The sequence below is a fragment of the Kitasatospora sp. NPDC127035 genome (genome assembly GCF_042726075.1).
In the GTDB taxonomy this organism is placed as follows: Bacteria; Actinomycetota; Actinomycetes; order Streptomycetales; family Streptomycetaceae; genus Kitasatospora.
On sequence record NZ_JBHXDN010000066.1, the window covers coordinates 28,773 to 52,603 of the forward strand.

Consider the following 23,831-nt stretch of genomic DNA (forward strand, 5'->3'; position numbering starts at 1 on the left):
GGTTCGGTGTCGTGCCGCGCGGTCCGGCGCGGTTCGGCGCGGTTCGACGCGGGAGGACGTGCGGTCCGGCTCGCGTGGTGGGACGGCGGGTGGGTACCGTCACGGGCAACGGGGACGGGGACGGGTTCCGGTACGGGTTCGGGCAAGGCGGGGTGTGGTGGGGATGTCGGACGGCGAGTGGTGGCGCAAGCAGGGGCCCTGGAGCGAGCCGCCGGGCTCGGGGGGTACGGCGGGCCCGGCCGGAGGTGGGGACGGCGACAGCGTGTACGCCCAGGAGGCGGCGCCCGACGCGCCTCCGCGCCCCTCGACGCCGCCACGCCCCGCCGCCCCGCCTTCCGCGCCTCCGTCCGCGCCGTCCGCGGCTTCCGGTCCGCCCACCCCGCCCACCCCGCCCGCCGCGCGGCCGTCGGTTCCGGCCCCGTCCTCCTTCGGTGGGGACTCGCCGTGGGTGGCGAAGCAGGTGGAGGGGGCGCCCGGCGACCCCGACGCGCTCCCCGCCCCGTACCGGGCGATGAGCACGGGCGACTGGGACTACGTGTCGATCGACTTCGGGGAGGGGCCGGCGGGTCCGGCGGCGTCCGACAAGCCGATCCCCGAACAGCGGACCGCGCAGGACGACGCCGCGGCGGACGCCTCGGACGCCGCCCCCGCGGGCGGGGGGACCGGGCCGCCGGTTGACCCCGGACCCGGGAAGGCCGGGGCGGAGAAGGGCAGGGGGAAGGCCGGCAAGGCGCGGAAGGGCAAGGCGAAGGGCCGCGAGCCCGCGCCCGCCGCCGGGGACCCGGCGCCGCCGCCGAAGGCCGGTGCGACGGCCGGCCGCCGTCCCGCACCGCTGCTGCTGCTCGCCGCCGCCGTCCTGGTGGGTGGCGCCGTCACCGGTCAGCTGATTGCCATGCTGGTGGGCTGGGCGCTCGGCTACCTGTCCCGCCAGCTGGGCGACTTCGCCCGCAAGCTGGCCGTCTTCGGCATCCCGCTGATGACGGTCAGCGGCAGCTCCCTCTGGTTCTGGGGCCGGGCCCAGGGGCGTTGGGGCACCGGTCTGGAACCGGGCCAGCAGGCCACCGACGCCGTGTGGAGCGCCGCTCCCGGCGTGCTGCGGCTGGCGGCGGTGCTGTCGGCCGTCTTCCTGCTGGCCGTGTCCGTCCGGCGCCGCCGCACGGCCGCACCCGGCCAGTAGGGCCCTCCCGGCCGTGGCAACCGGCCGTGGGCGCCTGGTGAGGGGCCGGGCGGCCGACCGCTCCGGCTCGCCGCTCCCTCGGACGCCCGGCCTCAGGCGCCCGGCCTCGGACGCCCGGCCTCAGGCCCCCAGGAAGTGCTGCAGCTCGGTCAGGACGTAGTTGGCGCCGGTGTAGCCGATGCCCTGGAACCAGAGCTGGTCGTCGACCGGGAACGCGCGGTGGGCCCGGACCGCGCCGAGCGCCTGCCAGGCCGGGCTCGCCAGCGCGGCCGTCGTCCCGGCCCGGTCCGGGTCGCCGTAGGTCGCGTACAGCAGCAGGTCGCCGTCGGCCTTGGCGAGTTGGTCCGCCGGGATCTCCATGTCGCCCTGTTCGACGTTCTGCGCGTCCGGCCGCCCCACCTGGGCGTCGGTCAGGACCGACCCGGGGAAGCTCTGCTTCCCGTACAGCCGGATGCCCCCGCCCTCGACGAAGCGGACCAGGCTGACCTTCCGGCCGCCCGTCCTGGCGTTCCCCAGTGCCGTCACCACCTGGTTGACGTGCCGCTGGTAGGAGGCCGCGAACGCCGCGGCCGCGTCCTGCCGGCTCAGCGCCTGGGCGTGGGTCTGGACGTTGGCCTTCCAGGGCGCGCCGGTGGTCTGGGTGAGGACGGTCGGGGCGATCGCCCGCAGTGCTTCGTACCGGCCGCCGTCCCGGCTCTGGTTGGAGAGGATGAGGTCCGGCCGCAGCGCTCGGATCGCGGCGAGGTCAGGGTCGCCGGTGGCACCGACGGTGGCGATCGGGGCGAGCCGGGACGCGGGCCAGTAGTCGGGGAAGGACGGGTCCGCCGCGGGCCGGGCCGAGCCGACCGGGGTGATGCCGAGGGTGAGCGCGGAGTCCAGCTCGGCGGTGTCCAGGGTGACGACCCGCAGCGGTGCGCCCGGCACGGTCACCGGCCCCGTGGCGGTGGTCACGACGACGTCCGGCACCGGCGCGGGAGTGGCCGACTCGGCGATGGCGGTGCCGTCGACGGGTGGCGGCGAGGGGTGCCGCGTGGTGCAGCCGCAGAGGGCGGCGCCACCGAGCCCGCCGAGTGCGGTGAGCAGGGCGCGGCGGGTGATCGGAGGCATCGGCGGTCCTCGGACGGATCGGGACGGGGCGGCAACCCGTCGATTATGTCCGAATTGGATGGTAAACCGGCGCTATGCGTCCTTCGTGGCCGTCCACGGCGCGCCCGGCACCACCAGCGGGGTCCCCGTCACGGGGTCCGGCACGACGACGGAGTCCAGCCCGAACACCTCGCGCACCAGCTCCGCCGTCACCACCTCCGCCGGCGGTCCCTGGGCGACGATCCGCCCGTCCCGCATGGCGACCAGGTGGTCCGCGTACCGGGCGGCCTGGTTGAGGTCGTGCAGTACGGCGACGACTGTCCGCCCGCGCTCCACGTTCAGCCGGCGGACCAGGTCCAGCACCTCCACCTGGTGCGCGATGTCCAGGAAGGTGGTCGGCTCGTCCAGCAGCAGGATGTCGGTGCCCTGGGCGAGGGCCATCGCGATCCAGACCCGCTGGCGCTGCCCGCCCGACAGCTCGTCCACGCCGCGCTCGGACAGGTCGGCGGTGGAGGTCCGCTCCAGCGCCTCGGTGACGGCGGTCTCGTCCTCCGCCGACCACTGCTGCCACCAGCTCTGGTGCGGCTGGCGACCGCGCGAGACCAGGTCGGCCACGGCGATGCCCTCGGGTGCGGTCGGCGACTGCGGGAGCAGCCCGATCCGTCGGGCGATCCTCTTGGTGGGGACGCGCGCCAGCTCCTCGCCGTCCAGCAGCACCGCGCCGCGGGTCGGCTTCAGCAGCCGGCCGAGCGCGCGCAGCAGGGTGGACTTGCCGCAGGCGTTCGGTCCGACGATCACCGTGACCTTCCCGTCCGGGATCCGCAGGTCGAGCCCCTCGGCGACGGTGCGGGTCTCGTAGGCGAGGGTCAGGCCCCGCGCTTCGAGCCGGTGGAAGGGCTCCGGCCGGTCGGAGCCGGACGGGCAGGAGCCGGACGGACCGGAGCCGGGCTCGGCGGACACCGCGTCAGCGGACATCAGGAACCTCCACGACGGGAACGGATCAGCAACCACATCAGGTACGGCGCGCCGACCAGCCCGGTCACCACGCCGACCGGCAGTTCGGTGGGCGCCAGCAACCGCCGCGCCACCAGGTCGGCCAGCACGACGACCAGCGCACCGGTCAGCGCCGAGCAGAACAGCGGGATCTGCGCCGAGCGGGCCAGCCGCAGCGCGATCTGCGGGGCCATCAGCGCGACGAAGTCCACCGGGCCGGCCGCTCCCGCCGCGCAGGAGGCGAGCACGATGCCGAGCAGCGCCATGCCGAGCCGGATCCGGTCCAGCCGCAGGCCCAGCCCGACGGCGGTGGCGTCGTCGAAGGAGATCGACCGCTGCGCCCGCGCCGCCCAGAGCGCCGCCGGCAGGGCGGCGAGCAGCACCCAGCCGAGCGGGCCCGCCTGGTCGTAGCCGGAGCCGTTGAGGCTGCCGGTCATCCACACCTTGGCGGCCTGCGCCTGGAAGCCGTCGCCCTTGGTGAGGAAGACGGAGGTGAGGGAGGAGAGCGCGACCGAGATGCCGATGCCGATCAGGACGAAACGCTGCGCGTGCAGCCCCCGCCGCCAGGCCAGCAGGTACACCAGCAGGCCGGCGGCCAGTCCGCCGCCCACCGCCGCGTACGGCACCTCGCCGGCGGAGCCGACCACGCCGTACGCCATCAGGCCGACCACCGTCGCCGTCGCGCCCCAGGAGACGCCGACCACGTCGGGGCTGGCCAGCGGGTTGCGGGCGACGGTCTGGACGAGCGCGCCGGCCAGGCCGAGCGCGGTGCCGACCAGCAGGCCCACCACCACCCGGGGCAGCCGGAACTCGCCGACCACCAGCTCGTGCGGGCTGGGCCGCCCCAGCACCACCTTCACCACCTCGCCCGGCGCGACGGTGGACTCGCCCAGGCAGAGCGAGGCGACGACGGTGGCGGCCAGCACCAGCAGCAGGCCCAGGACGGCGGCGGCCGAGCGCCGGTGCAGGAGGAACGAGGCCCGCCCGGCGCGCAGCACGGTGTAGCCGGGCAGGGAGACGGCGCTCATGCCGCGACCACCTTCCGCCGCCGGACCAGTACGACCAGCACCGGCACCCCGACCAGCGCGGTCATCACCCCGGCCGGCACCTCGGACGGCGGGAAGAGGACCCGGCCGAACGCGTCGGCGAGCAGCAGCAGCGCCGGGCCGAGCACGGCGGAGAAGGTGAGCACCCAGCGGTGGTCTGCGCCGGCGACCGCCCGGGCGGCGTGCGGCACGGCCAGGCCGACGAAGGCGATCGGGCCGGCCGCGGCGACCGCCGAACCGGTCAGCACGGTCGCGCCGAGCGCGCCGACGGCCCGGACCGTCCCGGTCCTGGCGCCGAGCCCCTTGGCGGTGTCGTCGCCGAGCGCCAGCGCGTCCAGCCCGCGCGCCACCGAGAACACCAGCACCGTGCCGACCAGCAGGAACGGCAGCAGCTGCCAGGCCACGTCGGAGGTGCGGCCGGACAGCGAGCCGACGTGCCAGAACCGGAACTGGTCCATCGCGGCCGCGTCGGTGGTGAGGACGAGCGTGTTGAGCGAGGCGATGAACGCGGACATCGCGGAGCCGGCCAGCGCCAGCTTGATCGGGGTCGCCCCGCCCCGGCCGCGGCCCGCCAGCCCGTACACGAGGACGGTGGCGACCACCGCGCCGGCGAAGCCGAACCAGACGTACCCGGTGAGCGTGGAGATCCCGAACGCCGAGATCGCCACCACGACACCGGCCGCCGCGCCCTGGCTGACGCCGAGGATGCCCGGGTCGGCGATGGGGTTGCGGGTGATGCCCTGCATGACGGCGCCGGCCAGACCGAGCGCCGCGCCGACCGCGAGGCCGACCACCGTCCGCGGCACCCGCAGCTCGCGGACGACGACGGCGTTGGTGGTGTCCCCGCCGTGCAGCAGGGCGTCGACGGTCTCGCCGAAGGGGATGGTGCGGCTGCCGACCGCGAGGCTCAGCAGCGCCGCGGCGACCAGCACGGTCAGTGCGGCGGCGAGCCAGAGTATTCGGCGGCGCAGCAGTCGCTGCTTGCCGGGCGCGGTGGTGTCGGTCATGGCTCTCTCTCGCCGATAGCTCAGGCAAACCTAAGTTCCACGGAGAAGCCGGGGCAAATCGTCCGGTCCGACGGCTCCCGGGGCCCGCTCCGGAGGGTTGGATAGCCTGGCGGCATGCCTGCGACCCCGGACGCCCCGCTCACCGTCGGTTTCGACCTCGATATGACGCTGCTGGACACCCGGCCCGGCATCCGGGCCACCTACCTGGCGCTCTCCGCCGAGACCGACACCTACATCGACGCCGACCTGGTGGTCACCCGGCTCGGGCCGCCGCTCCTGGACGAGCTCCGCAACTGGTTCCCGGAGGAGGGCCTGGACGCGGTCGCGGACCGGTACCGCACGCTCTACCGGGACCACGCCTTCGCCCCGACCGTCGCGCTGCCCGGCGCACACGCCGCCGTCGACGCGGTCCGCTCGTACGGCGGCCGGGTCGCCGTGATCACCGGCAAGTACGAGCCGAACGCCCGGCTCCACCTCGACCACGCCGGTCTGCACGCGGACGCGCTGGTCGGGGACCTCTGGGCGGAGACCAAGGGCGACGCGCTGCGCGAGCACGGCGCCGGCGTCTACGTCGGCGACCACCTCGGCGACATCCGGGGCGCCCGGCACGCGGACGCGGTCGCGGTCGGCGTGGCCACCGGTCCGTACAGCGCGGCGGAGCTGCTGGCGGCGGGCGCGGACGTGGTGCTCGCCGACCTCACCGAGTTCCCGGCGTGGCTGGCCGGGCACCTCGTGGGGCGCTGACGGCGGACCACCGCCGGGGCGCGCCCGCCCGGGGTCGTCAGGCCCCGGCGCGCGCCCGCCGGCGCTGGTCCCGCGCGGAGAGCAGCAGCCCGCTCAGGGCGAGCAGGAAACCCAGCGGCATCAGCATGCTCAGCCAGTACGCGGCCGACGGCAGCGGCGTCAGATCGAGGAAGAGCGGGACGAAGGTCACCAGGGTGGCGAGCGCCCCGAGCCCGAAGACGATCGCTCCGGCCTTGACGTAGGCATCGCCGCGGTCGGCGCTCTGGCTGCTCACTGGGCTTGCTCCTCTGCGGGGTCGGCTGTCGCCCCAGTCTCGCAGAGGCCCGCAGGCCGTCGCCCCGGCGCCGGCCTGCGGGGTCGTTCCGCGGACCGGCGGTCCCGTCACGTTGCGCAGTTTTCCGGGCGCTGGGAGTTTTGATCCCTGTTGGGCGGGGGTATGCAGGCTGTGCCGAGGGGCGCACCCGTGCGCCCCGCTCTCTTGGACCGGGGGTGTGAGCCTGTGGAAAGCGCCGAGCCGCGCCCCGGCCATGCCGGTACCCGGTCGCCCGCGGTCGCCGGAGCTCCGTACGGATCTTTCGCGGAACGCGGATGAGACAGTGACGGACCGTTAGTCTGCTCTCTACAGCGTGCTGACCGTACGCGCCTCGTCGGCGCGTCCCCCCAAGGTCGGTCCGCCCACCCACCACCCCGTGATCCCCGGCCAGGGCCGAGGATCCCTCACACCCATATCGAGGACTGTTCGAGATGCCCACCGGCCAGGTCAAGTGGTTCAACGAGACGAAGGGCTTCGGCTTCCTGTCGCGCGACGACGGCGGCGACGTCTTCGTCCACACCAAGGCGCTGCCCGCCGGTATCACGTCGCTGAAGCCGGGCCAGCGGGTCGAGTTCGGCGTGGTCGCCGGTCACCGCGGCGACCAGGCGATGCAGGTCCAGCTGCTGGAGGCGCTGCCGTCGGTGGCCGCCGCCCAGCGGAAGAGCCCCGACGACATGGCGGCGCTCGTCCAGGACCTCATCACGATGATGGACGCGGTGCTGCCCGGTCTCCAGCACGGCCGCTACCCGGCCAAGCCGGCCGGGCAGAAGCTGGCGGTGCTGCTGCGCGGGGTGGCGGAACAGTTCGACGTGTAGGGCGTCCCGGGCCCCGGAGATCGCGGGGCCCGGAGAACACGGGCCCCGGGGAGTGCGGGGCCCGGCCGTGCGGAGCGTCGGGGGAGCTCCGGGCGTCGCCCTAGAAGTCCAGCGCACCCGGGCCGAGCGGGGGCACCAGCCCTTCGGCTGCGGCCCGGGTGAGCAGCGCGCGCACGGCGGCGTGACCCTCCTCGCCCAGCTCCGCGGTGAACTCGTTCACGTACAGCGCGATGTGCTGGTCGGCGACGGCCGGGTCCATCTCCTGGGCGTGCGCCAGCACGTACTCCCGGCTGGCGGCCGGGTCGTCCCAGGCCTGCCGGACGGAGGCGCGGATCGCCTCGGTGAGCGCCCGCAGCCGCTCGGCGCCCAGCGAACGCCTGGCGATGATCGCGCCGAGCGGGATCGGCAGGCCGGTCTCCCGCTCCCAGGCCTCGCCCATGTCGGCGAGGCAGTGCAGGCCGTAGTCCCGGTACGTGAACCGGGCCTCGTGGATGACCAGCCCGGCGTCCACCCGGCCGTCCCGGACGGCGGGCATGATCTCGTGGAACGGCAGGACGACGACCTCGCCCAGGCCGCCCGGCACCGCCGTGGCGGCCCAGAGCCGGAACAGCAGGTAGGCGGTGGACCGCTCGGAGGGCACCGCGACCGTCTTCCCGCTCAGGTCGTCGCCGCTGTCCGGGCGGGTCAGCACCAGCGGGCCGCAGCCGCGCCCGAGCGCGCCGCCGCAGGGCAGCAGCGTGTACTCGTCCAGCACCCAGGGCAGCGCCGCGTAGCTGACCTTGAGGACGTCCAGTTCGCCGCGTTCGGCCAGGCCGTTGGTGACGTCGATGTCCGCGAAGGTGACCTCGGGGACGTCCGCGCCCGGGACGCGTCCGTGCGCCCAGGCGTGGAAGACGAAGGTGTCGTTGGGGCAGGGCGAGTAGGCGATGCTCAGCCGTTCAGCCACGGCCGGCCTCCTTCGACGCGTTCCGGCAGGATGTCAGCAGTTCGGGGTAGGGGAGGGCGGCGAAGGCGCGCTCCAGCGCGGCCAGCGCGTCGCCGATCCGCCAGGCCGCCCGGTCGCGGGGGCCCACGGGGTTGGAGACGGTGCGCAGCTCGAACACCGGCACCCCGTGCCGGGCCGCCGCCTCGGCGACCCCGAACCCCTCCATCGCCTCGGCCGCCACCCGCGGGTGGCGGGCGGCCAGCTCGGCGGCCCGCCCGGCGCTGCCGGTCACCGTGGAGACGGTCAGCACGGTGCCGGTGAGGACGGGGCCGGCGACGGCGGCCAGCGCCTCGGCCGCGAGTGCCACGGCAGCCGGGGCGGGGGTGTGCCGGACGGTTCCGAAGCCCAGCTCGGTGACGTCGGCGAAGCCCTCGGGGGTCTCCGCGCCCAGGTCGGCGGCGACGATGTGCTCGGCGATCACGGTCGCGCCGACCGGCGCCTGCGGGGCGAAGCCGCCGGCGATCCCGGCGGAGACCACCAGGTCGTAACGGGCGGCGGTGAGGGCGGTGGCCGTGGCCGCTGCTGCGGCGGCGGGGCCGACCCCGCCGGCCAGCACGTCGACCGTCACGCCCGACGGGTGCTCGACCCGGTCCGGTGCGCCGCCGGGCCACCGCACGTCGGGGGCTGCGGGAGCCGCCGGACCCGCGGATGCGTGAGCGGTCGCGGGAGCGGTCGCGTGAGTGGCCGCCTGAGCCGTCGCGGGAGTGGAGGGGGACGCGCAGGCGCCGGCCGCGGTCAGACCGCGCAGCACGGCCTCGGCTTCGGGGGCCACCGCGACGACGACGAGCAGCCGGGCCCGCGCGGGGCCCGACTGCTCGTCGGGAAGTCGTGCCGTCACCGGACGGCCGTCAGTTGTCCTGGGTGTTCAGCTGGAAGTACCAGACGCCGTAGATCGATTCGGGCTGGTCCGGGTCGGTCTCCACCACGGTGATCAGGGTCTTGCCCGAGGCGTTGAGCGCCTTGCTGGCGGGGACCGAGCCCGAGTAGGTGGTGTCCTTGGCCGCCGAGGCCAGGATGAACCGGCCGCCGGAGCCCTGCTGGCCGCCGTTGGTGTTGGCCCACCAGCCGCGGTCGGCCACCTCCGGGCTCACACCGACGCCGATCCGGTCGCTGACGACCACGTCCGACTTGGGAAGCGTGCCGCTCTCCAGGGCCTTGGCGGCCTTGTCCTGGCACTCCTCCTGCTGCAGGTCGGTCAGCGGGCTGCCGTCGTTGAAGCAGAACGGGTCCGCCGCGAACGAGGAGTTGCCGACCGTCAGGGTCACGCGGTGGTCGCTGATCTCGTGCTGGCCGGACGCGAACGCGATGGACCCGCCGACCGTGCCGGCGCCGATCACGACGACGGCGCCGAGGGCGGCGATGACACGGGTGCTGAGGCTCATGCGTCAGAGGCTACCGGGCTTTCCCGATCACGCTACGCGGGGGTCGGCAACCGCGTGTTGTGCCTCGGCCGGTGCGGGGCGCCCGCGGCACCCGAGGGGCCCGCGCGTGCCGCGTCACCCCGGGGCGCGCCGGGGCGCCTCACGCCACCCGGGGCGCGGTCGAGCGGTGTCGCAACCCCACCCGGAAGAGCGAGCGGACCGTCCAGAGCAGCACCGCGCCGACCACGGCCGCCGCCACCGAGAGCCCCAGCGCCCCGTTCAGCGGCAGCAGGATGCCGACCGCGCCGCCGACCACCCAGGACATCTGCAGCAGCGTCTCCGACCGGGCGAAGGCGGAGGTCCGCACCGACTCGGGGACGTCCCGCTGGATCAGGGCGTCCAGCGACAGCTTGCCCAGCGACGCCGCCACCCCGGAGGCCCCGGCGACCAGCACCACCGTCACCGCGCCGTACCAGAGCGCGGCCGCCGCCGTGGCGCAGCCGGCCAGCAGCAGCATCGCCGTGACCGTCACCTCCGGGCCGCGGGTGCGCAGCATGGCGCCGAGCACCGAACCCAGCGCGTTGCCCGTTCCGGCGGCCAGCGCCACGATCCCGAGCGCCAGGGTCGGCTGGAGACTGCCGATCGGCTCCTCGCGGAGCAGGAACGCCAGGAACATCACCAGGAAGCCCACCAGCCAGCGCAGCGCCGACATCGCGCGCAGCGCCAGGATCACCGACGGTCCGACGGTGCGCAGCGACGCCTTGGGCCGCTGGTCGGCGGGCGCCGGCTCGTCCGCCTTGCCGTGCAGCACGCCGTGGTGCCCCGGCCCGTGCTCCTCGGCGTGCAGGACGGCCCGCTGCTCACCCTTGGCCGAGTCCACCTTGTGCGGCAGGTGGAAGGCCATCAGGGTGCCCGCCACGAACACCAGGAACGCCCCGCGCAGCGGCCAGCCCGGCCCGATCAGGTGCAGCAGGCCGCCCACCCCCGCCGCCACCATGGTGGCCAGCAGCCCGGCCAGGGTGACCCGGGAGTTCGCCTTCACCAGCGACAGCCGGCTCGGCAGCAGCCGGGGCACCACCACGCTGCGCACCACGCCGTACGCCTTGGACGCGACCAGCACGCCCAGGGCCTCCGGGTAGAGCGCCAGTCCGCCGCCGGTCACCACGCCGGCCATCGTCCAGGCGAGCACCGCCCGGGCCAGCATCGACATCGCCATGGCGGCCCGCCGTCCGTGCGGCAGACGGTCCAGCAGCGGGCCGATCACCGGGGCGAGCAGGGCGAACGGGGCCATCGTGATCAGCAGGTAGAGCCCCACCCGGCCGCGGGCCTCGCCGGTCGGGACGGAGAAGAAGATGGTGGAGGCCAGCGCGACGGTGATCAGCATGTCGCCGAAGGAGTTCAGCGCGTGCAGCTCGATCAGTTTGGCCAGGCCCGACTCGCCGGCGCCCTCGGCGGAGGTGGCCCGACGGATCCGGCGGCCGGTGCCGTGCACCATCTTGCCGGTGCGGGAGCCGGCGGCGGAGGCGGTGCGGACCAGGAAGTTGCGGCGCCGCTCCCCGTCCTCCTCCTCCGGTTCCTCTCCCGGTCCGGCCTGTCCGGTCTGCTGTCCGGTCTGCTGTTCGACCTCGGGGGTCCCGGCGGCCTTCCGGAGATCCACGGTCGTCCCAGACGCCCCGGACGTCCCGGTGTCCGTGAGGTCCCCGGGTACGTCGGCGGCGTCGGGATGCGGGTCGGGATGCGGGTCGGGGTGTGAGTCGGCGGGCGAGGCGACGGGGCCGGACGCGGACGCGGGAGCGGGCGTCGTGAAGGAGTCCACCGGTTGCGGTTCGCCCGCACCGTGGACCGGGGGTTGCTGTCGCGGCACGGCGTTCGCCTCGTCGGGGCTGCCGGCCTGCGAGGGGCGCAGTACGTGCTGCGACGGTTTTTCGTCCGCCACAAGGCCATCCTGCCCCAGAATCGGGAAGGCAACGCGAGATTCCGCTCCGCGCGGCGCGGCCGGGCACGGTCCGTGAGCACGGCCGCTACCGCTCTCCGGCGCTTTCGCGCACCGCCGTCCCGGCACAGGGACGGCCCCGGACTGTGCCGGGTGGCCGACCGACGGGTAGCCTGCCCAGGGTCCGCCCGAGCGATCGGCCGGCGCCCGTCGGACCCGGCGAGCGGCGCGGCCGGTATCCGAGGCGGGCCGCGGTCGCGCAGAATGGACGAGGGACACCGAGCCGCGACGGACAGGCAACACGCCGTGGGTGACAGAAGAACTGGGAGAGAATCGACGCCGTGAGTGCTGCGATGCGAAGCCGTACCCCTGATCGGCTCTGTGCCGAGGCCGTCGAACTCGCCCGCCAGGCTGCGGAAGAGGCGGTCGGCACGGAAACCGTGGGAGCGCACCTCGGCGTCCAGGCGGAGGCCGACCGTGTCGTCACCCACACCTTCGAGTGCCTCGACGCGGCCTACCGCGGCTGGCACTGGGCGGTCACCGTGGCGCGCGCCCCGCGGGCCAAGAACGTGACGCTGGACGAGGTCGTGCTGCTGCCCGGCTCCGACGCGATCCTCGCCCCGCAGTGGGTGCCGTGGAGCGAGCGGCTGCGTCCGGGTGACATGGGACCCGGTGACCTGCTCCCCACCGACGCCGACGACCTGCGCCTCGAACCGGGCTGGACCGGCGAGGACGAGCCCGCGCCGAACTCCGTGGTGGCCCAGGTCGCCCAGGAGGACGTGGTGGTCAGCGACCCGCACGTCGAGCCCGCCCCGGCCCGCGCCCAGATCGGCGCCGTCGCCGACGAGCTCGGCCTGGGCCGCAGCCGGGTGCTCTCCCGGCTCGGTCTGCACCTGGCGGCCGACCGCTGGGAGAAGGCGCACGGCTCGCAGACCCCGATGGCGCAGTCGGCCCCGGCCTCCTGCGTCAGCTGCGGCTTCCTGATCCCGATCGGTGGCACGCTCGGCCAGGCGTTCGGTGCCTGCGGCAACGAGTTCGGTCCGGCCGACGGCCAGATCGTCTCCTTCGCGTACGGCTGCGGCGGCCACTCCGAGGCGGCGGTCATCCCGGCCCCGCCGGCGCCGTCCGAGCTGATCCTGGACGAGCTGGTCGTCGAGCCGATGCAGTTGCACCCCGACCGCACCTCCGGCTCCGTGGAGCCCGACGCCCCGGCCGAGGAGCTCGGCCACTCCTGAGCCGACGGCTTTCCGCGTCCGGCCCCGCCCACCCGGGCGGGGCCGGACGCCGTCGTACGGGCCCGTCCGGACGCCTCCGTGCCGGCGGACACGCTCCCGGCGCCGGACCGCCCCGCACCGCCGGACGCCGCCGCACCCCTCCTGATCGGCCCGGACCGCGCCACGGCACCGGTGCGCACCCACCCCGGTCGGCCGGGGGTCCCCGGGCGGGGGACAATGCCCCGTACGAAGTACAGGGCGGCGGAAGGCGGCAGGTCCAGTGGAACCTCGGATCATCGGCAGCGGAATGGACGAGCACCTCGCGGACCACTTCGGCAGCGCCGGTCTGCGCCGCCGTGTGCTGGACGCCTGGGCCGCCTCCCCGGCCCGGTTCCGGGAGGACGCCAACGCCGAGGAGGAGCTCGCGCTCGGCGGCTACCGCGACCGGCTGGTGGTCGAGTTGGCGCAGAACGCCGCCGACGCCGCGGCCCGCGCGGGCGGCGCCCCCGGCCGGCTGAGGCTCACCCTGGCGGACGGCGTGCTGGCCGCCGCCAACACCGGCGCGCCGCTGGACGCCGCCGCCGTCGAGTCGCTCTCCACCCTGCGTGCCTCCTCCAAGCGCGACTCCGAGGCCGGGGGCCGGCCCACCGTCGGCCGGTTCGGCGTCGGCTTCGCCGCCGTCCTCGCCGTCACCGACGAACCCGCCGTGCTCGGCGCGGCCGGCGGCGTGCGCTGGTCGCTCGGCGAGGCCCGCTCGCTGGCCGAGGCCCAGCCCGCACTCACCGAGGAGCTGCGCCGGAGGGACGGTCATGTGCCTTTGCTGCGGCTGCCGTTCGCGGCCGAGGGCCCGGCGCCCGACGGCTACGACACGGTGGTCGTCCTGCCGCTGCGCGACGCGGCCGCCGAGGACCTCACCCGTCGTCTGCTGGCCGCCGTCGACGACGCCCTGCTGCTGACCCTCGCGGGCCTCTCCGAGATCGTCGTGGAGACCCCGGACAGCACCCGCGTCCTCACCCGCAGCGCCGCCGAGCCGCGTCCGGACGGCGTCACCGAGGTGACCGTCACCGACGACGCGGGCGGCAGGCTGCGACGGACCGTCTGGCAGACCGCCGGCGCCTCCGGCTCCCTGGACGCGGCCCTGCTCGCCGACCGTCCCACCGAGGAGCGCTCCCGCCCGTACTGGACGGTGACCTGGGCCGTTCCGGTCGACCCCGAGGGCACCCCGCAGGCGCCCGGGGTCGACCCGGTGCTGCACGCGCCCACGCCCAGCGACGAGCCGCTCGGCCTGCCCGCGCTGCTGATCGCCTCCTACCCGCTGGACTCCACCCGCCGGCACGTCGCCCCGGGCCCGCTCGCCGACTTCCTCACCGAGCGCGCCGCCGACTGCTACGCCGACCTGCTGCGCTCCCGGGGCGGCGACCTCGGCTCGCTCGGGCTCGTCCCCGGGCCGCTCGGCCAGGGAGCGCTGGACAACGCGCTGCGCGCCGCGATCCTCTCCCGGCTGCCCGGCACGCCGTTCCTGCCCCACCCGGCGCCGGTCGCGCAGGGGACGCCCGCGCTGCGCCCCCGCGACGCGACGCTGCTGGAAGGCGCGGACGGCTCGGTGGTCGAGGCGCTGGCGCCGATCTTCCCCGGCCTGCTGCCGGCCGGCCTGGAGCGCCGGACCGAACTGCGGGTGCTGAACGTGCGCCGGGTGCCGCTCGCCGAGGTGGTCGACCAGCTCGGCGGCCTGGACCGCGAGCCGGCCTGGTGGCGGAACCTCTACGCGGCGCTCGGCGGGGCCGACCCGGAGGCGCTCGGCGCGCTGCCCGTCCCGCTCGCCGACGGACGGACCGTCACCGGCCCGCGCCGCGTCCTGCTGCCCTCCGACGACGCCGACTGGGCGGCGTTCCCCGGCTATCCGGAGTCGCTGGCCGGCGCGCTGGCCGTGCTCGACCTCCGACTCGCCCACTCCGAGGCCGCGCACCCGCTGCTGGCCAAGCTCGGGGCCGGCGCCGCCACCCCGGCCGGGGTCCTGGACACCCCCGAGGTGCGGGCGGCCGTCGCGCGTTCCTACGAGGTGGCCGAGGACGACCCGGACGCCGCCGCGGACCTCGCCGATGCCGTCCTGGCCCTGGTCAAGGCGGCCGCCCCGGCCGTGGGCGAGCACCCCTGGCTGGGCCGCCTCGCGCTGCTCGACGACGAGGGCGAGCCGGCCCGTGCGGGCGAACTCGTGCTCCCGGACAGCCCGTTCGCAGCCCTGGCCCGGGAGGACGACGCCGGCTGGGTGGACGACGACCTGCTGGAGCGCTGGGGCCCCGAGGTGCTCACCGCCGTCGGCGTGCTGGCCGACTTCGTGCTGGTCCGCGCCGAGGACGTGGTGCTCGACCCGGACGACCTGGAGCGGCTCGACCCGACCGCGCCCGCCGACCGCGCGGCCGGCGGTCACCCCACCGGCCTGATCGACGAGGCGCCGGACGGCCTCGCCGAGTGGGCCGAGGACGTGCTGGAGGTCCTGAACGCCGACGCGGGCAACCCGACGGGCCTCCCACCGGTTGCCGCCGAGCTGCTGGCCGTCCGCGACCTCGATCTGGTGGAGGACGACGCGTGGCCGCAGGCGCTGGCCGCGCTCGCCCGGCCGCCCTACCGGGACGCCGTGGTCACCCCCGTCCGCACCCTGCTGCCCGACGGCTCGTACGCCGACCTGCCGCCGTACACCGCCTGGTGGCTGCGTGACCACCCGGTGCTGGACGGCCGGGAGCCGGCCGGGCTGCGCGCGGCAGGCGCCGACCCGCTGCTCCGCGGCCTCTACGACGAGGCGCGGACCGCGCTCGACGAACAGTTCCTGCACGCGCTGGGCGTCCGCACGACGCTGACGGCGCTGCTGGCCGAGCCGCACGGGCCGGACGAGGTGCTGGACCGGCTCGCCGACCCGGAGGCCGAGGTCGGGCACCGCCAACTGCACGGCATCCACAGTGCGTTGGCCCGCGTGCCGGTCGAGCGGATCGAACCGCTGGACGTGGTGCGGGCGTTGCCGCCGCTGGACCGCTCCACCGGCCGCCGCCCGTCGCGGACGGTGATCGTGGACGCTGCCGACGCGGTCGTCGCGGACGCCCCCGACCTGGTTCAACTCCTGCACGACCACGCGTTGTTGCCGGTGGCTCCGGCGCTGGCGGCCGACCTCGCCGAGCGGCTGCACGTCTCGCTGGCCAGCGAGGTGGCCGGCGGGCGGGTGCTCTCCGAGGGCGCGCTGCACCGGGTGCCGGCCGTGGTGCGGGAGTTGCTGCCCGGCTGTCCGGTCGCCTACGAGGAGCACGAGGAGCTGCTGGTGGTCGGCCCGGACGGCGGCGAGGCCGCCGTCGACTGGCGCTGGGACACCGGGGCGGACGCACCCGAGGCGCCGTACGACCCGGAGTCGGCCGAAGAGGCCGACGAGGACGACGAGTTCGAGGTCCCGCCGGTGCCCGGTCTGCTGCACGCCGCCACTCCGGAAGGGCTGGCCGCAGGGCTCGCCTGGTCGGTGGGCCAGTGGCACCGGCGGTTCGAGGTGCTGGCCGCGCTCAGCGAGCCCGACCGGGCCTACGAGCTCTCCGCGGCCCGGGACTTCGAGGGCTGAGCGGGGCGGCCCGGTCGGGCCTGCTCCGGCGCCCGGGTCGCCGCCCGGGTCGCCGCCCGGGCCCGTTCCGGTGTCCGGTCCCGCAGCTGTTCCCGCACCCGTTCCGGCGTTTCAGGAGCGGGTGCCGGAGCGGGTCCGGCCACGCGCGATCAGTCGCAGGTAGATCCCCAGCGTCACGACCACCCAGACCGCGCCGAGCAGGGCCGTCGCCACCTTCACCAGCCGCGGTCCGGCGTCGACACCGGCGAGCGTGCCGGCCCCCACCAGCGCCAGGGCCAGCAGACCGGTCGCCAGCAGGCCGCCCAGGAAGGCGGTGAACGCCTCCAACTCCCCACCCCTGCGCGCCATGCGGAACCCCCCCGGTTCGGGCTCGATCCGTCCAGTGCGGTCAATCATCCGTCCTGCGTCGCATGATGCGCCAGGTCACTTCCAGCAGAATTCCGGCGATCAGCGCGATCCCGACGCCGATCCACGGGTCCCGGGTGCCGGACAGCGAGAGCTGGAAGAAGTCGGAGAGCCACGGCACGGTCAGGACCAGGGCGAACGCCCCGCCCATCGTCCCGATCAGCAGCAGCCGCCACCAGTTGTACGGCCGGGCCACGATCGCCAGCACCCAGATGGCGACCAGGAAGAGCGTCAGGGTGGCGACGCTGGTGTCCGATTCGAGGTCGGTCGCATGGTCCGCACGGGCCAGTGCGTACGCGGTGAAGGTGGCTGTACCGGCGATGATGCCGCCGGGGATCGCCAGCCGGAGCACCCGCCGGACGAAGCCGGTCCGGGCCCGCTCGTTGTTGGGCGCCAGTGCCAGGAAGAAGGCCGGCACGCCGATGGTGAGCGTGGAGAGCACGGTCGAGTGCCTGGGCAGGAACGGGTACGGCGAATGGGTGAAGATCACCAGCAGGGCGAGCAGCACCGAGTAGACCGTCTTCACCAGGAAGAGCCCGGCGACCCGTTCGATGTTCCCGATCACCCGCCGGCCCTCGGCGACCACCGAGGGCATGGTCGCGAACGAGTCGTCGAGCAGCACGATCTGCGCGACCGCCTTGGTGGCGTCGCTGCCGGTGCCCATCGCCACGCCGATGTCCGCGTCCTTGAGCGCCAGCACGTCGTTGACACCGTCGCCGGTCATCGCCACGGTGTGGCCGCGCGACTGCAGGGCGCCGACCAGTTCGCGCTTCTGCTGCGGGCTGACCCGGCCGAAGACGGTGGTCCGCTCGGCGGCGTCGGCGAACGCCTCCGGGTCGGTGGGCAGGGTGCGCGCGTCCAAGGGGTGGTCGGCGCCGGGCAGCCCGAGGTGGGCGGCGACCGCGCCGACCGAGACGGCGGCGTCGCCCGAGATCACCTTGGCCTGGACGCGCTGGCTCTCGAAGTAGCGCAGGGTGTCGGCGGCGTCGTCGCGCAGCCGCTGCTGGAGCACCACCAGGGCGAGCGGCCGGAGGCCGGCGGCCGGGTCGGGGGCGTCGAGCGGGGTGGGCGTGCGCCCGAGCAGCAGCACCCGCAGGCCCTGGGTACCCAACTCGTCCACCTCGGCGAGCGTCGGGTGGCCGTCCGGCAGCAGCACGTCCGGTGCGCCGAGCAGCCAGGTGGCCTCGCCGCCCTGCGGCTCCAGCAACTGCACGCCGCTCCACTTGCGGGCGGAGGAGAAGGGCATCGCCTCGATGACCCGCCAGCCGCCGCTCCGCTCGCCGCTGCCGTCGCCGTAGGCGTCGATCACGGCGCGCATCGACGGGTTGGGGCGGGCGTCGGCGCCGGCCATCATGCCCAGCGCCTGCTTGACGATCTCCTTGACGGTGCCGCGGTCGTCCAGACCGTCCCGGGCCTCGGGGCCGTCCTGGCCGTCCCCGGTGCCCGTGATGCTCCGCCCGACCGGGCCCCGGCCTTCCCGGTCCGGGTCGCTCCCGTCGGGACCGGTCTCGATCAGGCGCAGGTCGACGACGTCCATGCCGCCCTCGGTGAGGGTGCCGGTCTTGTCCAGGCAGACGGTGTCCACCCGGGCCAGCCCCTCGATCGCCGGCAGCTCCTGCACCAGGCACTGCTTGCGGCCCAGCCGGACCACTCCGATCGCGAAGGCCACCGAGGTCAGCAGCACCAGTCCCTCGGGCACCATCGGCACGATCCCGGCGACCATCCGGCGGACCGCTTCCTTCCAGTCCCGGCCCTCCACCGCGAGCTGGCTGATGATCAGACCGATCGCGGTGGGCACCAGCAGCCAGGTGATGAACCGCAGGATGCTGTCGATGCCACTGCGCAGCTCCGACTTCACCAGGGTGAACCGGCTCGCCTCCTCGGCCAGCTGTGCGGCGTACGCCTCGCGGCCGACCTTGGTGGCGGTGAACGCGCCGGCACCGGCCACCACGAAGCTGCCGGACATCACCTGGTCGCCGGGCTGCTTGAGGACCGGGTCCGGTTCGCCGGTGAGCAGGGACTCGTCGATCTCCAGGCCGTCCGCCTCGGTGACCTCGCCGTCGACGATCACCTTGTCGCCGATGCCGAGCAGCACGGTGTCGTCCAGCACGATCTCGCCGACCGCGAGCTGCTGGACGGTGCCGTCCCGGCGGACCTGGGGTTTGGCCTCGCCGATCAGCGCGAGGCTGTCCAGGGTCTTCTTGGCGCGCAGCTCCTGGATGATGCCGATCGCCGTGTTGGCGACGATGACCAGGCCGAAGAGGCCGTCCTGGAGGGGGCCGACGATCAGGATGATCCCGAACATCACGCCGATGATCGCGTTGAACCGGGTGAAGACGTTGGCCCGGACGATCTCCTTGGCCGAGCGGCTGGAGCGGACCGGGACGTCGTTGACCTCGCCGCGGGCGACCCGCTCGGCCACCTCGGCGGCGGTCAGGCCGCCGCGCCGGCCGGGCAGCAGCCCGAGCGGGTGCGCGCCTTCGGGCTTCTCCTCGGTGGGCCGGTCCTCGGCAGGCTGGGCAGGCTGCGTCATGGCACCGACTCTACGGGTGCCTTATGTCCGATGCGTGCTACTAAAGGACTATTCAGTCCGACCGGGTGGCCGGGTCCGTGCCGTTCCCGTTCGGGGCCTGCGCCCGGGCCTCGGCGGCCCGGCTGCGGGCGATGGCGTCCCGGCGGGCGCGGCAGTACCAGAGGCCGATCAGGCCGAGCCCGCTGCCGGCCAGGCAGATCCAGGGCCAGTTGCCGTGGCCGTGGTCGGAGAGGGTGCCCCAGAAGGGCAGCAGCACCAGGAAGGCGACGAACCACACCACCGTGCCGCCGCCGACGATGGCGACGTCGTTGGCCTCCAGCGACGGGGGCGAGGGGTGCAACGGCGTCTTCGGCATGGGCTCTAGGGTACGGTGCGGCGGGCGCTTGTCCGATTCCGTGCCGCAGCTGTCTCTTTCTTTCCGGAAACCCCTTCGTTCTACGCGCGAAGATGGCGTACGAGCGAACAGGGAACTCATACTTGTGTCCCCGGTCGGCCGCGGCATGCTCAGAACACCTTGCTTCGTGCCCGTCCCACCGGGCCGCCCGGCCACCGTCGCTCCGGGTGGGTCCCCCTCTCCTCAGCCCCCACCAGAGGATGCAGCATGCCCGTGGCCCAGCCGACCGCCGAGTCGCCCGAGCCCACCTCCGACGCGCCGAAGCCCCCGTCCGGCGCGATGGACCGTTACTTCCGGATCAGCGAGCGCGGCTCCACCCTGCCGCGCGAGATCCGCGGTGGCATCGCCACCTTCTTCACCATGGCGTACATCCTGGTGCTCAACCCGATCATCCTGGCCAGCGCCACGGACATGAACGGCGCCCACCTGGACAGCGCCCAGCTGGTCACCGCCACCGCGCTCACCGCGGGCCTCACCACGCTGCTGATGGGCGTCATCGGCAACGTCCCGATCGGCCTCGCCGCCGGCCTCGGCGTCAACACCATCGTCGCCCTCCAGCTCGCACCCAAGATGACCTGGCCCGACGCGATGGGCATGGTGGTGCTGGCCGGCTTCGCGATCATGCTGCTGGTCGCCACCGGCCTGCGCGAGCGCGTGATGAACGCCGTCCCGCTCGGCCTCCGCAAGGCCATCGCGATCGGCATCGGCCTCTTCATCAGCCTCGTCGGCCTGGTCGACTCCGGCTTCGTCAGCCGCATCCCGGACGCCGCCCACACCACCGTCCCGCTCCAGCTCGGCACCGGTGGCCACCTGCTCGGCTGGCCCGTCCTGATCTTCGTGCTCGGTCTGCTGCTCACCCTGGTGCTGATCGTCCGCAAGGTGCCCGGCGCGATCCTGGTCTCGATCGCGGTCATGACCGGCCTCGCGGTCGTCATCGACAAGATCGCCGACATCCCGGCCCTCAACTGGGGCCTGACCGTCCCGGCCTGGCCCGGCAATCCGGTCGCCGCCCCCGACTTCGGCCTGGTCGGCGAGGTCAGCCTCTTCGGCGGCTTCGAGAAGGTCGGCGTCCTCACCGGCGTCCTCTTCGTCTTCACCGTGCTGATGTCCTGCTTCTTCGACGCGATGGGCACCATCCTCGGCGTCGCCGACGAGGCCCACCTGCTGGACGAGAAGGGCGACCTGCCGGGCATCAACAAGGTCCTGATGATCGACGGCATCGCCACCGCCGCGGGCGGCGCGACCTCCTCCTCGGCCAACACCTGCTTCGTCGAGTCGACCGCAGGCGTCGGCGAGGGCGCCCGCACCGGCTTCGCCTCGATCGTCACGGGCGGCCTCTTCGTGGTGGCCCTGTTCCTCACCCCGCTCGCCACCATGGTCCCCGCCCAGGCCGCCACCCCCGCCCTGGTCGCCGTCGGCTTCCTGATCCTGGCCAACTCGATCAAGGACATCGACTGGGCCGACTACACCATCGCGATCCCGGCGTTCCTGACCATCGTGATGATGCCGTTCACCTACTCCATCACCAACGGCATCGGCTTCGGCTTCATCACCTTCTGCATCCTGCGCCTCGCCGCCGGGCGTGGCCGCGAGGTCCCGGTCGCGATGTACGCGGTCTCCGCCGTCTTCGCCTTCTACTACCTGATGCCGGCCCTCGGCCTGCTCTGATCCCGCTGAGCTTTCAACGGCCCCACATCTTCATGGGTGTGGGGCCGTTGGTGTCGGAGCGTGCGAGGGCCGCCAGTATTCGTCAGTCTGACGCGAATTTGCCGGAGCGGGCTGTTGAGGTCGCTCCGCTCTGCGATGCTGAAGGTCCGTCGAGAGGGGCCGCGGCTATGCAGTGGAAGATCCACGGGGAACGTCCGATCTACGAGAACCCTTGGGTGAACCTGTGGCTGGCTGATGTCGAGCAGCCCGACGGGCACCGCTGGGAGCACCATGTGGTCAAGCTGAGGCACCTGGCCGTCGCGGCCATCGTGAACAGCGAGAAGCAGGTGCTCATGATGTGGCGGCACCGCTTCATCACCAACACCTGGGCCTGGGAACTCCCGATGGGGCTGATCGAGCCGGACGAGACCCCGGTGGAGGCTGCGGCCCGCGAAGCGCTGGAGGAGACCGGTTGGAAGGTCGGTGAGGTCAAGCCGCTGATCTACGCCCAGCCGGCGAACGGGATCACCGACTCCGAGCACTTCGTGTTCCGGGCCGATGCTGTTGAGTACGTAGGGCCGCCGACCGAGCGAAACGAGTCCGATCGGATCGAGTGGGTCGCTCTGTCCGAGCTGCGCGGCATGATCGACCGCCGCGAGATCGTCAGCAGCGGCACGCTCGTGGGTGTGCTCTACCTCTTGCTCGACGAGGGCGGTCTCTGATCATCTGGCCGAGCCGGTGATCCGGTCGACCAGTTCCTCGGCCCGGGTGTGGCCGCGGTAAGGCTTGAGCAGCCGGCGGAACTCCTGGAGGTGGGCGCTCGCGCGGCCGAAGGCTTCGCGCATCGTCGCCCGGAGGCTGAGACAGGCAAGCACGTTGGCGATGAACGGGCGGTCGCCGATCTCGCGCGCGAACCGGAGCGCTTCGGTGAAGTAGCTCTGGGCGGTGTTGAACTGCCGTGCGTCGAAGTACCACCGATGGGAGAACGACCCCGGCACCATCCTCGGCTTCGGCACGCAGGTGGCCCAGTCCTGGGAGGTTCGCGCGGGCGGCTGGGAAGCCCAGGGCCGCAACCGCGACTACCCCCAGTTCGAGGTGGTCGCCGGCGACGATCACACGCCGGTCGGCATCACGACCCTCTCGATCGACCCCGCCGTGAGGACGGCCGAGTACGCCATCCTCCTCGCCCCGGAGGCGCGCGGTAAGGGCTTCGCGGCTGAGGCCACTGAGCTGACGCTCCGCTGGGCCTTCGAGTACACGGCACTGCGGATGGTGTGGCTCAAGGTCCTGGAGTCGAACGTGGCGGGCGTCTTCGCCTCCTACTACCTGACGCCGGCCCTCGGTCTGCTCTGACGGACCCGCACGCTGCGGCGGACACCGTGCGCGGCGTGCGGCCTCCGGGGCTCGGCATTCGTCGTGCGGGGCGGTGGCTGCCCGCTCCGTCCGGCCGGGAACGCGGACGGGGCGGCGCAGGCCGACGGGGTGTCGGGGTACGCCGCCCCGGGGCGGGGCGAGTGGCGGGTGGTGGTGGGTGCCGCCATGGCGGCTACTTCGGGTCGCGGTTGAACGTCGAGGTCGACCAGCGGTAGCCGAGCGCCGCGAGGCCCAGGCACCAGGCGACGGCGAGCCACCCGTTGTGGCCGATCTCGCTGCCGAGCAGCAGTCCGCGCAGGGTCTCGATGGCGGGGGTGAAGGGCTGGTACTCGGCGATCGGCTGGAACCAGCCGGGCATGGAGTGGATCGGGACGAAGGCGCTGGAGAGGAGCGGCAGCAGGATCATCGGCAGCGCGTTGTTGCTGGCGGCCTCGGCGTTCGGGCTGATCAGACCCATGCCGACGGCGATCCAGGTGAACGCCAGGGCGAAGAGCACGAGCAGCCCGAACGCGGCCAGCCACTCCAGGGCGGTGGCGTCCGTGGAGCGGAAGCCGATGGCCGCGCCGACGGCGCCGACGAGGACCACGCTGGCGACCGACTGCAGCACGCTGCCGACGACGTGTCCGACGAGCACCGACGGGCGGTGGATCGCCATCGTGCGGAAGCGGGCGATGATGCCCTCGGTCATGTCGTTGGAGACGGACACCGCCGTCCCGACCACGGTGCTGCCGATGGTCATCAGCAGAAGGCCCGGGACGAGGTAGGCGATGTACGCGGAGCGGTCCGGGCCGCCGCCGCCTCCGAGGCCCGCGCTCATCGTGTCGCCGAAGACGTAGACGAAGAGCAGCAGCAGCATGATCGGTGTGAGCAGCAGGTTCAGGGTGAGGGACGGGTAGCGCCGGGCGTGCAGGAGGTTGCGGCGCAGCATGGTCGAGGAGTCGCGCAGGGCGAGGGTGAGGGAGCTCATCGGGCGTTCTCCTTGGCCTGGTGGGGGATGTCGGTGCCGCCGGTGAGGGCGAAGAAGACGTCGTCGAGGTCGGGGGTGTGGACGGTGAGTTCGTCGGCTTCGATGCCGGCGGTGTCGAGGTGGTCGAGGACGGTGCGCAGGTGGCGCTGGCTGCCGTCGCTGGGGATCTGGAGGGTGAGGGCGTCGTCGTCGCGGGTGGTTTCGGGCAGTGCGGAGGTGGCGTTGCGGTAGGCGGTGGGGTC

22 protein-coding genes and 1 pseudogene are annotated in these 23,831 nt (G+C 74.1%); 8 read left to right on the forward strand and 15 right to left on the reverse strand.

Annotation, left to right across the window (positions count from 1 at the left end):
* Positions 1-448: 448 nt before the first annotated feature.
* Entirely contained in the window at positions 449-1,177 is a 729-nt protein-coding gene (locus ACFWIC_RS32680; RefSeq protein ID WP_380520685.1) for a hypothetical protein, read from the forward strand.
* Positions 1,178-1,297: 120 nt separating this feature from the next.
* On the opposite strand, the gene ACFWIC_RS32685 is transcribed toward ACFWIC_RS32680, so the two are convergent.
* The 4 genes from ACFWIC_RS32685 to ACFWIC_RS32700 all read right to left on the reverse strand — a co-directional run bounded on the left by ACFWIC_RS32685 (position 1,298) and on the right by ACFWIC_RS32700 (position 5,309).
* Complete coding sequence (locus ACFWIC_RS32685) at positions 1,298-2,284, reverse strand: iron-siderophore ABC transporter substrate-binding protein (RefSeq protein WP_329948961.1); 987 nt, start codon at positions 2,282-2,284, stop codon at positions 1,298-1,300.
* A 72-nt stretch (positions 2,285-2,356) separates the two neighbouring features.
* On the reverse strand, positions 2,357-3,238 hold the full coding sequence (locus ACFWIC_RS32690) for an ABC transporter ATP-binding protein (protein WP_380360161.1): 882 nt from the start codon (positions 3,236-3,238) through the stop codon (positions 2,357-2,359).
* Positions 3,238-4,284: an iron chelate uptake ABC transporter family permease subunit gene (locus ACFWIC_RS32695; RefSeq protein WP_329877094.1), complete on the reverse strand. Its 1,047-nt coding sequence runs from the start codon at positions 4,282-4,284 to the stop codon at positions 3,238-3,240. The genes ACFWIC_RS32690 and ACFWIC_RS32695 overlap by 1 nt, the downstream gene beginning before the upstream one ends.
* Positions 4,281-5,309, reverse strand: a complete 1,029-nt coding sequence (locus ACFWIC_RS32700; RefSeq protein WP_329877092.1) for an iron ABC transporter permease — start codon at positions 5,307-5,309, stop codon at positions 4,281-4,283. The genes ACFWIC_RS32695 and ACFWIC_RS32700 overlap by 4 nt, the downstream gene beginning before the upstream one ends.
* Positions 5,310-5,423: 114 nt before the next feature.
* Between ACFWIC_RS32700 and ACFWIC_RS32705 the strand changes: the two genes are divergently transcribed.
* Complete coding sequence (locus ACFWIC_RS32705) at positions 5,424-6,053, forward strand: HAD family hydrolase (protein ID WP_380520686.1); 630 nt, start codon at positions 5,424-5,426, stop codon at positions 6,051-6,053.
* Positions 6,054-6,090: 37 nt separating this feature from the next.
* On the opposite strand, the gene ACFWIC_RS32710 is transcribed toward ACFWIC_RS32705, so the two are convergent.
* On the reverse strand, positions 6,091-6,327 hold the full coding sequence (locus tag ACFWIC_RS32710; protein ID WP_329877088.1) for a hypothetical protein: 237 nt from the start codon (positions 6,325-6,327) through the stop codon (positions 6,091-6,093).
* A 470-nt stretch (positions 6,328-6,797) separates the two neighbouring features.
* On the opposite strand from ACFWIC_RS32710, the gene ACFWIC_RS32715 reads away from it, so the two are divergent.
* Complete coding sequence (locus ACFWIC_RS32715; protein ID WP_329948958.1) at positions 6,798-7,181, forward strand: cold-shock protein; 384 nt, start codon at positions 6,798-6,800, stop codon at positions 7,179-7,181.
* A 100-nt stretch (positions 7,182-7,281) separates the two neighbouring features.
* On the opposite strand, the gene ACFWIC_RS32720 is transcribed toward ACFWIC_RS32715, so the two are convergent.
* From ACFWIC_RS32720 to ACFWIC_RS32735, 4 genes are all read right to left on the reverse strand, one after another.
* A complete protein-coding gene (locus ACFWIC_RS32720) occupies positions 7,282-8,127 on the reverse strand; it encodes a 1,4-dihydroxy-6-naphthoate synthase (protein ID WP_329948957.1) in 846 nt (281 codons plus the stop codon).
* Entirely contained in the window at positions 8,120-9,004 is an 885-nt protein-coding gene (locus tag ACFWIC_RS32725) for a futalosine hydrolase (protein WP_380520687.1), read from the reverse strand. Before ACFWIC_RS32725 ends, ACFWIC_RS32720 begins: the two co-directional genes overlap by 8 nt.
* A 10-nt stretch (positions 9,005-9,014) precedes the next feature.
* Positions 9,015-9,548: a hypothetical protein gene (locus ACFWIC_RS32730; RefSeq protein ID WP_380360152.1), complete on the reverse strand. Its 534-nt coding sequence runs from the start codon at positions 9,546-9,548 to the stop codon at positions 9,015-9,017.
* Between the two features lie 139 nt (positions 9,549-9,687).
* Positions 9,688-11,022 carry an MFS transporter gene (locus ACFWIC_RS32735; protein WP_329877173.1) on the reverse strand — a complete coding sequence of 445 codons (1,335 nt, stop codon included), beginning with the start codon at positions 11,020-11,022 and terminating at the stop codon, positions 9,688-9,690.
* A gap of 791 nt (positions 11,023-11,813) precedes the next feature.
* On the opposite strand from ACFWIC_RS32735, the gene ACFWIC_RS32740 reads away from it, so the two are divergent.
* Together ACFWIC_RS32740 and ACFWIC_RS32745 are read left to right on the forward strand one after the other, a co-directional pair.
* Positions 11,814-12,695: a DUF3027 domain-containing protein gene (locus ACFWIC_RS32740; RefSeq protein WP_329877171.1), complete on the forward strand. Its 882-nt coding sequence runs from the start codon at positions 11,814-11,816 to the stop codon at positions 12,693-12,695.
* A 286-nt stretch (positions 12,696-12,981) separates the two neighbouring features.
* On the forward strand, positions 12,982-16,269 hold the full coding sequence (locus tag ACFWIC_RS32745; RefSeq protein ID WP_329877079.1) for a sacsin N-terminal ATP-binding-like domain-containing protein: 3,288 nt from the start codon (positions 12,982-12,984) through the stop codon (positions 16,267-16,269).
* A gap of 111 nt (positions 16,270-16,380) precedes the next feature.
* On the opposite strand, the gene ACFWIC_RS32750 is transcribed toward ACFWIC_RS32745, so the two are convergent.
* Genes ACFWIC_RS32750 through ACFWIC_RS32760 form a run of 3 tightly spaced genes read right to left on the reverse strand, consistent with a single transcriptional unit; the run spans position 16,381 to position 19,562 of the window.
* Positions 16,381-16,617 (reverse strand): hypothetical protein, encoded by a 237-nt coding sequence (locus tag ACFWIC_RS32750; protein WP_329877077.1) that lies wholly within the window; start codon positions 16,615-16,617, stop codon positions 16,381-16,383.
* A 40-nt stretch (positions 16,618-16,657) separates the two neighbouring features.
* Positions 16,658-19,207, reverse strand: coding sequence for an HAD-IC family P-type ATPase (locus tag ACFWIC_RS32755; protein ID WP_380520688.1), 2,550 nt, complete (start codon positions 19,205-19,207; stop codon positions 16,658-16,660).
* A 52-nt stretch (positions 19,208-19,259) separates the two neighbouring features.
* Positions 19,260-19,562, reverse strand: a complete 303-nt coding sequence (locus ACFWIC_RS32760; RefSeq protein ID WP_329877073.1) for a DUF2530 domain-containing protein — start codon at positions 19,560-19,562, stop codon at positions 19,260-19,262.
* A 246-nt stretch (positions 19,563-19,808) separates the two neighbouring features.
* Between ACFWIC_RS32760 and ACFWIC_RS32765 the strand changes: the two genes are divergently transcribed.
* Both ACFWIC_RS32765 and ACFWIC_RS32770 read left to right on the forward strand, forming a co-directional pair.
* The gene (locus tag ACFWIC_RS32765; RefSeq protein ID WP_329877071.1) at positions 19,809-21,269 is read left to right on the forward strand and encodes an NCS2 family permease; all 1,461 of its coding nucleotides are present in this window, start codon (positions 19,809-19,811) and stop codon (positions 21,267-21,269) included.
* Between the two features lie 167 nt (positions 21,270-21,436).
* Positions 21,437-21,970 (forward strand): NUDIX domain-containing protein, encoded by a 534-nt coding sequence (locus ACFWIC_RS32770; protein WP_380520689.1) that lies wholly within the window; start codon positions 21,437-21,439, stop codon positions 21,968-21,970.
* Here ACFWIC_RS32770 and ACFWIC_RS32775 read toward each other — a convergent pair whose 3' ends face one another.
* Positions 21,971-22,264: a hypothetical protein gene (locus ACFWIC_RS32775; RefSeq protein ID WP_380520690.1), complete on the reverse strand. Its 294-nt coding sequence runs from the start codon at positions 22,262-22,264 to the stop codon at positions 21,971-21,973. It abuts the gene before it with no gap.
* 4 nt (positions 22,265-22,268) lie between these two features.
* Here ACFWIC_RS32775 and ACFWIC_RS32780 point away from each other — a divergent pair, with 4 nt between their 5' ends.
* Positions 22,269-22,601, forward strand: a complete 333-nt coding sequence (locus ACFWIC_RS32780) for a GNAT family N-acetyltransferase (protein ID WP_380520691.1) — start codon at positions 22,269-22,271, stop codon at positions 22,599-22,601.
* A 193-nt stretch (positions 22,602-22,794) separates the two neighbouring features.
* Here the strand turns inward: ACFWIC_RS32780 and ACFWIC_RS32785 are convergent, their stop codons facing one another.
* A complete protein-coding gene (locus ACFWIC_RS32785) occupies positions 22,795-23,589 on the reverse strand; it encodes an ABC transporter permease (protein WP_380520692.1) in 795 nt (264 codons plus the stop codon).
* A pseudogene (locus ACFWIC_RS32790) lies at positions 23,586-23,831 on the reverse strand (ABC transporter); the annotation flags it as partial. The gene ACFWIC_RS32785 and the pseudogene ACFWIC_RS32790, both read right to left, overlap by 4 nt.